This is a genomic window from Alkalibaculum bacchi, assembly GCF_937875145.1.
In the GTDB taxonomy this organism is placed as follows: domain Bacteria; phylum Bacillota; class Clostridia; order Eubacteriales; family Alkalibacteraceae; genus Alkalibaculum; species Alkalibaculum bacchi_A.
This window is the reverse complement of the sequence record NZ_CALNCS010000110.1, coordinates 1-10,666: the sequence shown is the minus strand read 5'-3', so window position 1 is coordinate 10,666 and position 10,666 is coordinate 1. Positions and strand designations below refer to the sequence as shown.

At 33.8% G+C, this 10,666-nt stretch carries 4 protein-coding genes; all 4 read right to left on the bottom strand.

Features of this window, described 5'->3' with window-relative positions; translation table 11 throughout:
- Nucleotides 1-401: 401 nt before the first annotated feature.
- On the bottom strand, nucleotides 402-4,145 hold the full coding sequence (locus Q7P22_RS07280; protein ID WP_303862512.1) for an ATP-binding protein: 3,744 nt from the start codon (nucleotides 4,143-4,145) through the stop codon (nucleotides 402-404).
- Between the two features lie 390 nt (nucleotides 4,146-4,535).
- A complete protein-coding gene (locus Q7P22_RS07275; RefSeq protein ID WP_303862510.1) occupies nucleotides 4,536-5,369 on the bottom strand; it encodes a hypothetical protein in 834 nt (277 codons plus the stop codon).
- Nucleotide 5,370: 1 nt separating this feature from the next.
- A complete protein-coding gene (locus Q7P22_RS07270; protein ID WP_303862508.1) occupies nucleotides 5,371-7,866 on the bottom strand; it encodes an N-6 DNA methylase in 2,496 nt (831 codons plus the stop codon).
- A 10-nt stretch (nucleotides 7,867-7,876) separates the two neighbouring features.
- Nucleotides 7,877-10,465, bottom strand: a complete 2,589-nt coding sequence (locus Q7P22_RS07265; RefSeq protein WP_303862505.1) for a DEAD/DEAH box helicase family protein — start codon at nucleotides 10,463-10,465, stop codon at nucleotides 7,877-7,879.
- Nucleotides 10,466-10,666 lie beyond the last annotated feature (201 nt).

Sequence of the window (10,666 nt, the reverse complement as noted above, 5' to 3'; positions counted from 1 at the left end):
TCTACGATTTAATCTCAGAGGCTGGTGTAGATGTTGGTGTGGATTTATCTGATAAAGAATTTATGTCACTGATCTGCAGATAGTACAAAAGGGTAAAAAGCATCGCCGATGAGGGATTTCTCTAACATCGGCGATAGCCATGTACGGGCGTATTTGACGCTTACCTTGATGCATTGTAACCTTCAATTTTCCGAACGCTGTTTTTATCCAAGATAATCCACTCCTGTTATCATTATGTTGGATATATTCGGCATAAATTGGGATAATCCTTTTGGAAATAAATGTAGATACATCTCTAATTATTTGACATGCGGAGACTGGGTATGAGGGCTATGAGTTTGGATATACACGTGTTGAATTTAGGTTAGACAAGGTACAATTTGTTTGATTATATCAGAAACTCACCCTCTCAAAATTTCTTCAATTTGTTCAGATTCAATCCTATTTTTTAAATAATTAATTTTTGTCTCAACATAATTTTTATGCTTTATCCACTTTAACCCTATAAGTTCAGGAAGTAATAATTCAAAGAATTCAATCCAAGCAGAATACATAGGGATAGCACTACCTGACCAACTCCATGATGTAGGAGTTAAAGGAATTCTTTTGAAGTCCTCAAATGAATGATTATTCCCAAGAAACAACAAAATATATTCTTTCTTTCTACTAATCTCCAATTTGGATATAACCGAAAACAAACAATACATCTTTGTTCCATCATCGGAGAATAGTTCAATACATTGTCGAATCCACTCGTCTTGCCTTCCTAATAAGTTTTGTTCATTTTGTGTTGGCAACAATATAAATTCTAAAAAGTGTGGCACTGACATCTTAGGAAATTGATAACCTCCTATTAATTGCACAAAAATTCTATTATATATTTCTAAGAAATCATTTAATTCAAGAAAACATCGATTCCTTTCTTGACCATAACTAAAAGTACCACTTTTTTCATTTACCAAGTAATCAATGTACTTGTTCAACGCAGATGGCCTAACCAAATAAAGTTCTTTTAAAAACTTGCCATTATTATCATGGTGACTATCATATGGCAGCATTGCACAATAAATTTCTTCGAGTAAATCCAAGTTGCCATAAAATTTCTGGATAACTGCCTGTGGTGTAATATGAATGTGATTAAACAGTAAAGCAAAATAAATATGCACAATAAAGGGTGAGTACTCCATCTTAGAAAAAATAATTTTACACCCTTTTATCATAACTCCTTCATCTATAACATTGTATTTCTCAAAAAACTCCACATCACGTAATGTTGATGAAGTAATAACTCCATCAGAATTATCTGCCAAGAAGTCATAAAGTCCCTGCAAATGGTTTTCGGTAATTAGCTCTGATGGCAATTCATGATAATACGCATACAACCACATGTTTTTTTGGCTGTATTCACTATTAGAAATTAGACTATACACTTCCCCATCAGGCAGAATGGAAAAGAGATTATTTATTAAGTGATATGGATGCAAATTATTTGGTGTATCTTTTTCTATGTAGTACTTAATTGCATCAATATAGTAATTTTTTTTGTGTGAAATGGCTTTAAAGGCAATCCCTAATCCCTCTCCAACTCTCCAAGTAGTATGGTTATTCAAGTCATTTATGTCATAGCATACATCAATTAACCTCTTGAACATTGCTAAATCACAATTATAAACGTATTGTTCAATTGCTTCCCGTTTTAAGTTTTTACTTTCTTTATAATCAAAGTCTTTTTCATAATCAGGTCCTTTAAGAAGGTGATACAGACGAAAGAGTTCTCCCTTCAAATAATCAGCAAATAATGATTCGCAAGAAATGTTCATACGTGTAAAAACTCTTAATAATCTGTCTGCTAAAAGGCAATTCCGCAATTCGTTTGCTGGAAAATTTGATTTCAAGATAACCTTATTATATGCCAAGTCATATTGCAAAACTGGATGGCTTATTTCCTCAATTGTATCTCCATAAGAATCAAGAATTTTTCTGACTTTTTCTTTATACTCATCCATTTTACAAAGATCAAACAAGGATTGCCAAATGAGGTGTCGATATTTTTTAACACCTTCAGATATGACTAGTGGGATTTGATACATAGTAACCGTATTTTTACGTCCTTCCTCCATTGAAGAAAAATGCAGCTTTAAAAATTCTTTTGAAACTTCTAAAAAAAGAATAACAATAGATACTTGTTTCCAGTCTTCTGAATATTCTCTTATCTTCTCAAAGAAAGTTATTTGTGTATAAAATTCATAGCTCATAGAATCTTTTTTAATACCAAAGTATAGATTAGCTGCGTGATAGAATTGCATATATAAATCAGGTCGTTTTAAATAATATTGGAAAAATAAATCTAATGCTACTGGCAAATCATTCATATCTGCAAATCCACCTAGAATTTCTATTATACCATTCGTTACATTCTGATAGTTCTTTCCTTTTTCAGTATCAATATCAGAACTCTCAATAACCACGCTTTCTACAAGATCAATTTCATCTTGCAAAATCAAAAGTGCTTCAATGGGACTAACACGAAAAAACACTTTGACAAATTCAAAGAAATATTGAGATTTATCTTGTGAGAATTCATTCCACACTATTTTAATTTCCTTCACAATAAAACAGTAGAGATCTTCTTTTCTGAAAATATTAAGCAAGGTGTTAATGGACGAGATTGTTCGCCCCCTATAGCTTTGAAAACAGGCTCTAATCATAGCTGATAGACTGATTAATTTTTTATCGAAGAAAACGTATTTAACTAAATAATTGGATAGACATTGCTCAGAAAAGCTAACAGCTTTATCATTGCAGATATCAACAATTTCTTGGTCATGAAGTTTACGTATATTTTCAATAAAACTAGCCCTGCACATTCCTTTAGCCTGTATAATTGGCAATAACGAATCAATATGTTCTAAATGTATTGCACCTAAAAATGCAACTATACCAGCCGTCATACATAAATTATTATCAATAAGCAATTGATGTTCTTCTAAGGTAGAACCATAATAATCTTCGTACAATTGTGATACATCATTAATAGAGTCCAAGCGATTTGTGTTACAGGCCACTTTCCCCGCCAGTATAGCAATTCGTGCGTTTCCCTCTGCTATTCTTATAATCCTTTCTTGATAATCCGTACTGGAAATTCCTAATGCTGTTTCAAGCAATATCTTAATTTCATCATCTGTAAATGCGCTAATATTAGCGTTTTCATAAGAAGCGATTTCCCGAACGTCGTTTATCACTTTTTGAAGTGCATAATCTCGCACCGTAATAAGTATTTTTACATTATACCCTTCGGGTTTCATGGTTGTATAACGGATAATATGCTGTAATCCTAACAATTGATTTGCATCATCTATAAAAAGGAAATAGTCCCCAGGACTATCTATGAAAAACTTCAAGTCTTCATATATAGGCAAAGCATTACTATGTATACAGTAGAGCTTTTCATTATGAGTATCTGAGTAGGTTTCCGCATAATGCAAAGCCAATCGGGTTTTCCCTGTACCCGCCGCTCCACTTAGTATTACTATGTCAACTTTTTGATAAGCTTCATTGATATCTCTAATTTCTTTCTCTCTAAACATAAATTCAGTATCAATTGGCGCTGCCATTCTGTTCGAGTTATAATCTCGGACAAAATCATCACGTGACTGAATTTGGTCAGTGCTTATCGATATACCTAAAAAGTCTCGAACAATAACAGGATGAAAAAGATATAAATCTTCAACGAGTTTATCAATTCCAATCATTGTAAGCTTAACTCCAACATCTGCGCATAAAGTTTTTACTTCACTATCTTGTGCAGGTGTAATATTGGATGAAGTATGACAATAAATGATTTCAGAAATTTTATCGTGACTAATACCTGTTTTTGATGTGTCTAAACATTTAACAATGTCGTCCTTAATTTTTTTGAAAAGACCTGGTTCCTGAGTAGTATATTCTACAAATATATATTTTCCGTCTGATGTATTAAAATAAGTATCAGGTGTACCAAGAGTAGTTTTTCGAGTGCCTGCTTTTCCACCAAGAGAAACTATATTGGGATAACCAGTTTTGTATAAATAAGAGTCACAAAGATTTTGAAAAGTTCCAGCATCCAATTGTTTTACTTTATCTTTAATGCTTACAATATTAGCCATGGTTTCACCTCTGTTTCACGTATTCAATTGCCCAAAATCAAAGTGCTTAGGCAACAATTAATTCATCGTCAACCAGTACACTCACATGCATAAGGATCCCGCCAGTAATCCTAGTAAAAAGTTTATCTGGAGAGTAATACTCTTCTAGTAAATGTGTCAGTGGTTCTGCAAAGTCTTTCAGTTCTATGACAATAGCTAATCAATTGTCAATATTGTCAACGACAACATCATAATACTTATCTGCTGTATACCTTATTGGTATTAACAGTTCATTCAATTTGTTTTTTGGTTAATGAATTAATGTCATATTGCATATCCTTACCCCGTTAATTCCCTTTCGTTCCTACAATCGTTCTTTGTAAAGTGCTATATTCTTAATCTTTATTTTCTTTAATCTACACATTCCACAGCTTCATCATCTCTGATTCCTCTGTAGTACTTGCATAAGGCAATATGAAGATCCTTAATTTCGTCATAGTTTTTCACTTCAGACAGAACATCAATTTTGAATTTTCTGCAAGTATTTATATCTTGATAAGACAATGAATACTTCTTTATAAATTCTTCTCTAATTTGATCATTATCATCCATATACCCGAATCTGTCTTCAGAATCGGAGAAATAAGGATCTTTTAATGTCTTTTTATATAACTCTTCAATAAATGGCTTAACAAGTTTCTGCACTCTTTCTATCATATTTATGTACTTAGAAATTTTTTCATCTATCGTAGACTGAGAGGTAATTATAATGTTGCCATTTGCATGTGCATATTTATTACGTTCCTCAACTAGTTTCTTAAGTTCACCCTGAAGATCTGAGTCCATACCAGCAATTTTTAACAAAAGAAATACATCACTTTCCCCTAGAACTGCAAAGCTACCAAAGTATACTGCGTTGTCTCTCGTGTTGCTAGGGCCATAAAAGTCTCTTACACGATTTTTGTCCTTAATCATAAAGAAGAGAGCGTTTTCGATTTCCGTAGGTGCAACCTCATTAATTTTCAGTAACATATAATAAATGCACACCATAAAAATCATATGGAGTTGTATATATGCGAACTGGTATATTCCATTCGAATAACTGATATTCAGTGCCTTAAATAATGTTTGTACATATTCTCTTTCGTTGTCATTTTTGTACATTGATGGAAGATAATCTTCAAGTAAATAAATTTCCTCATTCACTTCCATCTCATAGGTAGATTCAATGATACTATAGTCCATATTACTCACCCCAAACTTCAGATATCTTGTCCTGGATTTTCTGCTCAAATAATTCAATAAGAAGTCTGTTTTTTTCTATAATCTCCATTTCTTCATTAACTTCCTCAACTATTTGTTTTTGTACAGCTAGTGGAGGTAAATGAATAGGATAATCTACAACAAAATTCTTTGTGAGTCTTTGAAGTCCGCCAGTACCTGTCATGTTGTCTTTTCCTTTTAATAGGAACTTAAAATCACTTACCATGTAATAAATTATTTCAGGTAATACCTTATTAGGTTGAGCCCTTAATACATAGAATTCACTCGAACCAAATCCAATACCATTCCTTAAATTTCTTGCAATTGCAGCTTTCCCATTTTCAAAGCAAGGAGTCACTTTTGCAAGTAAAACATCACCTTCTCTAAAATATGTGTATCCAGCATAAACCTTAGAAATTAGCCTTACTTCTTTTGGCGTAAATAACATTTCATGCTCATTAATATCCGCCATTGGTACAAAAGAAACTTGTGTTGCATCTTCTAAGTCCCTCACCTCTGACTTTTTAGGATTCAGTTCGCATATATCTCCTAACTTTGCAACCTCCCAACTAGCATCTATTCTAATAGAAGGTCTATAATTCTCAACAACCTGTCTTGCTCCGTCGACAATCTTTTGATATCCCTCTATTTCCTTCACGATTTCTTCTTGAATATATGAAGGTGGTAGGGGTATTTTTAATGTTGCAATATTTGATTTAGATATCTCTTTAAAAGTCCCTCCAGAAGCTAAATCAATCATCCTTGGTACTAGTTTAGACGCCATTAATGCAACAAACTTAGAATTCACATTTTTCTTATCTCTTATGATAATATTTTTAAATCCCTGATTTGTAGCTAACTGAGTTTTTGCAATTCCAATCCGTCCAATAGTTGCCCTTGATGATATAAGTACAGTATCCTCAGGGAGAAGTTTTGCTGACGAATTTTTGAGCCCTTTATTGCTTATATGTCTTTCGGTATCTATAATCTCACTTATAATGTTACCTTGTGGTAAGTCAGCCAGTGTTACCCATTTAATTTCACCATTCCAATATTCCGCAACAGATGTAGATGGTGTTCCTCCAGATTCAATATTAAAATAATTTTCATCACCCAGCGCTATCATTGGGTAATCATTGCTATAGACAACAGCCTCCTTATATCTCTCACCTACCAAGATATAATCCTGCTCAGCTATATCTTTTTTGCTCGCCACAGTAACAAGCTCATTATATGATACATCCTTTCCATTCAAATAATCCTTAACAATCCTGATAACCTCTGGAAGATCACTGCCCTTAATCTCTCGTCTTTGAGCTCCTAAATCAAAACCATCATTATTGATTTTCACAAATAGAATTTTATCATTCTGCTTTGCAAAGATCTTGTCTATGAGTAGGATGCTAGTTTTAACTCCGCTATAAGGATTAAAAACGCCTGCAGGCAAAGAAATCACTGCATAAAGCAAATCATCTTTAATCAAATATTTTCTAAGAGCCTTATATGCATTAGCAGATTGGAATACAATTCCCTCTGGAACAATAATGCCTGCTTTGCCAGTTGGATTCAAATGTTCTGCTATATAATCTACAAACAATACTTCTGCGCGTTTGGCACGAACTTTGTATCTGTTATGAGGAATGATTCCACCTTTAGGCGTCATAAACGGTGGATTAGCCATAATCACATCAAAAGTTTCATCCCATTTTTCAAGACTTGTCAGGGTATCATATTCACTAATTTGAGGTTTCGTAAATTTATGCAGATACATATTCACCCTTGAGAGTCTTACCATATCCGGCGAGATATCATAGCCTGCAAAATTCTCCGTCATCCTTTTTCTATCGTCAGCTGATAGTGTACTATAACCATCTTTGCTCTTGTTGTTTTTTAATATGTGATTGTAGGCACTTATCAAAAATCCTGCTGTTCCACATGCAGGATCCAATATGCTATCCGTTTTCTGGGGATCAATAATTTCCACAATCATGTCAATAATGTGCCTAGGTGTTCTGAATTGTCCAGCCTCACCTTGACTACCCATAATAGAAAGCAGGAATTCAAATGCATTACCTAATTTTTCACTGTTGTCATATTTAATATCATTGATTTCTTTCAAAAACATATTTAATGTTTCTGGGTCGCGATAGGGAACATATGCCCCTCTGAATATATCTCTGAATAGTTGTGGTAAATAAGGATTAACACTCATTCTTTCTATGCCCTCAGCATAAAGATTACTTCTTTGCTGACCACTGTTTTCTGACTGCATAATATTTGTCCAAGCATATTTATCATATTCTCCTTGGAAAAATTCTCTGTTACCACCAAATTCCATTCCTTCTAAATCCATATCATCCATAAACTTATAGATTAAAGCAATTGTGATCTGTTCTACTTGTGCCTTTGGGTCTGGCACTTTACCCACCAATATATCTCTTAATGAGTTGATTTTCCTTTTTACATCACCATTTAGCATTTCATTACTCCTACGCAATAAATTTCGAAACGTTTACATTATCATTAATATAATCAACAACTTGGTGCATGTTTTCTGCACCTAGTTTTCGTAAATCCGACATAGTATAAGTGCTGACCTCTGTGCCAAGCAACTGGTACTTTTCGTCCTCAATAATTCTTCTGACATCCTTATCCATGATATAGGTTTCAAAAAATGTCTTTATATCTACGTATTTATCTGTTGGAACTGGTTTTGTCAGCAAGTAGCTTTCAAACTCATCTTCAATCAACTCTCGCTTTGATTTAAATGATGGTATAGCTCCAAATATTTTATCTAAGATTTCTTTTACTGTTACACGCCTATCAATTCCAATGGAACGCTTTATTCGCTCCCATGTATAGTACTCTGACGGTTTATTCAAAATGTTTTCTTCTATATAATGCTGTACTGCTGCATAATTGCCCTGCTCATATTGTTCCTTCGCTGTTTCATCTTCCTTTACTTCACTTTCAAACTTATCAAAGAACATTCTGTCTATCTTCATTCCCTCAAATCCTATTTGCGTCTCTTCCATAAACAAAAGAGGATCGGGGTCATAGTTCTCATACCAACCTTCTACTGGTGGCGGTGTTGGCGGAAGACCACTACTTTCTTTAGGTATAGGTAATCTTATTACTTCGTCATAATTGAACTTTTCTTCAAAATACTCACAATTACCAAAGAAATCAAAGAGCTTGAATGTGTCCTTATCTGACTTATGCTCGTATGTAATGCCTTGTACTTTTTCCTTAAATATAAATTCATATTTCCTCGTACCCCTACCCTTAATTTGAATAAAGTCAGTAGGAGAAAATATAGGTCTTAATAACACAATGTTTAATAAATCTTCACAATCATACCCTGTTGTCATCATACCTACAGTAACGCAAACTCTGGTTTTGGAAGATTTATAGTTCTCTAAAAACTTGGTTATACCACTTAAATTGTTGTTTTGAAAGTTAATTGTATACGCCTGTGCATTAAGAATGTCAGAAGTTATCTGCATAGCAAAGTCAGAGTAGTATTTATCTGGAAACAGTTTGTCTGCAAACTCATTCAGTATCTGTGTAATCTTAGCTGCATGTTTGCGACTGACACAGAAAATAATACTTTTTCCAATCTCTCCTGTTAATGGATCATGTTTTGCATTCTCCATGAAAGTTTTAACAAAAATTCTATTGGTTTCTTCAGAAAAGAAATTACGCTCAAAATCCTTAACAAAATAGACTTCCTCTTCCTCAACACCATCTTCACTCTTATTTACAATTGCATATCCTTTATCGGCTAAAAGCTGTGTTGTAATTTCCGTTCTTGCATCCACTACTCGTGGATTTACCAGATATCCGTCTTTCACACCATCTAATAGAGAGTATCTGTATGTTGGCTCACCACTTTCACAACCAAAAGTTTTATAGGAATCTAAAAGTTGCCTTTGTTCCCAAGCCCTTGGGTCTGTTGCCTTCAGTTCGTCGATATTTACATTTTTAATATAATCCTTTGGAGTAGCGGTAAGTCCCAACTTATACCCCAAGAAATACTCAAATACTGCTCTATAATTGCCATTTATTGACCTATGACTCTCATCAGCTATGATAAGTGAGAAATCCGTTGGCTTAAAATAGTTTTTATACTTATTATTAAAACTCAAGGTTTGTACTGTAGATACCACGATTTCAGCTTTGCGCCAGTCTCCTGTGTTCTCTTTGAATACTACTGTATGATAATCAGGGGATAGATAGTTTTGGAAATTCTTTTTTGCTTGGTTTTCCAATTCTATTCGATCGACTAAAAACAACACTCTATGGGCATTCCCGCTACGTAAAAACAGTCTGATTACTGCAGCTGAAGTTAGTGTTTTGCCTGTTCCAGTTGCCATTTCAAATAAAAACCGTTGATTTCCCTTCTTAACGGATTTCTGCAAGGCCTTTACAGCATTAATTTGATAGGGCCTCAAAAACTTTAATCCACTTTCTTTAAGAAAGCTTTCTCTTGTTTCAGTATTTTGATACTCTGGTGCTTCAGCATATTTGTAATTCTTTACTACAGCAATGTAATCCTCTTTGACATCTTCGTTATACAGTCTGGCTGGATCAGCATTAAATGCTTTGTTCTCTTTTATACTCCGACTACTTGGGAAGCTGGTGATTATTTGGGGATTACCTTTATATATATTCCAAAAATAATGCTGGTTTCCATTGGATAGAATAACATATCTAATGAATAGAGACTTTGCATACTCTCTTGCTTGCTCTTTACCCACCAAAGGGTCTTTATCTTCTGATTTAGCTTCAAGCACTATGAATGGATGGCCTTTATCGTCAAGTAACAGAAAATCAACAAAACCGTTCTTGGCCTTATGAAAGTTTTCACCCATATCATCTATTTGCTTCCTGGAAATTTTAACATTAGGCTCAACCTGAATACTCGCTGGCTTCCCATCTTCATCAAAAAATCTCCAGCCTGCTTCTTCAAGTAATTTGTTTATTTTAATTCTTGATTTAGCTTCTTTTGCGCTCATAACATCACCCACAAACCATAATTCTATAGAAATTGAATTTTCATCAGAAACAATTTCCATAATATCACCAATATCACAGTTCAGCGTTTTGAACGTCTATACAAATATGTTCAATTGCCTTATTTTCATGCAATATATACATTATAAGACAATTAATAAGCAAACACAAATAAAAAACAACTAAACAACTTTTATTGGTCTTTATTGGTTACTACTATGAAACCATACTACCGTCAGCGAAAAGAACAAAAAACACCCTCC

What these genes read in the sequence shown, in the direction of transcription:
- Q7P22_RS07280 (WP_303862512.1), bottom strand. Translation starts at nt 4,145, where the DNA reads ATGGCTAATATTGTAAGCATTAAAGATAAAGTAAAACAATTGGATGCT.
- Q7P22_RS07275 (WP_303862510.1), bottom strand. Translation starts at nt 5,369, where the DNA reads ATGGACTATAGTATCATTGAATCTACCTATGAGATGGAAGTGAATGAG.
- Q7P22_RS07270 (WP_303862508.1), bottom strand. Translation starts at nt 7,866, where the DNA reads ATGCTAAATGGTGATGTAAAAAGGAAAATCAACTCATTAAGAGATATA.
- Q7P22_RS07265 (WP_303862505.1), bottom strand. Translation starts at nt 10,465, where the DNA reads ATGGAAATTGTTTCTGATGAAAATTCAATTTCTATAGAATTATGGTTT.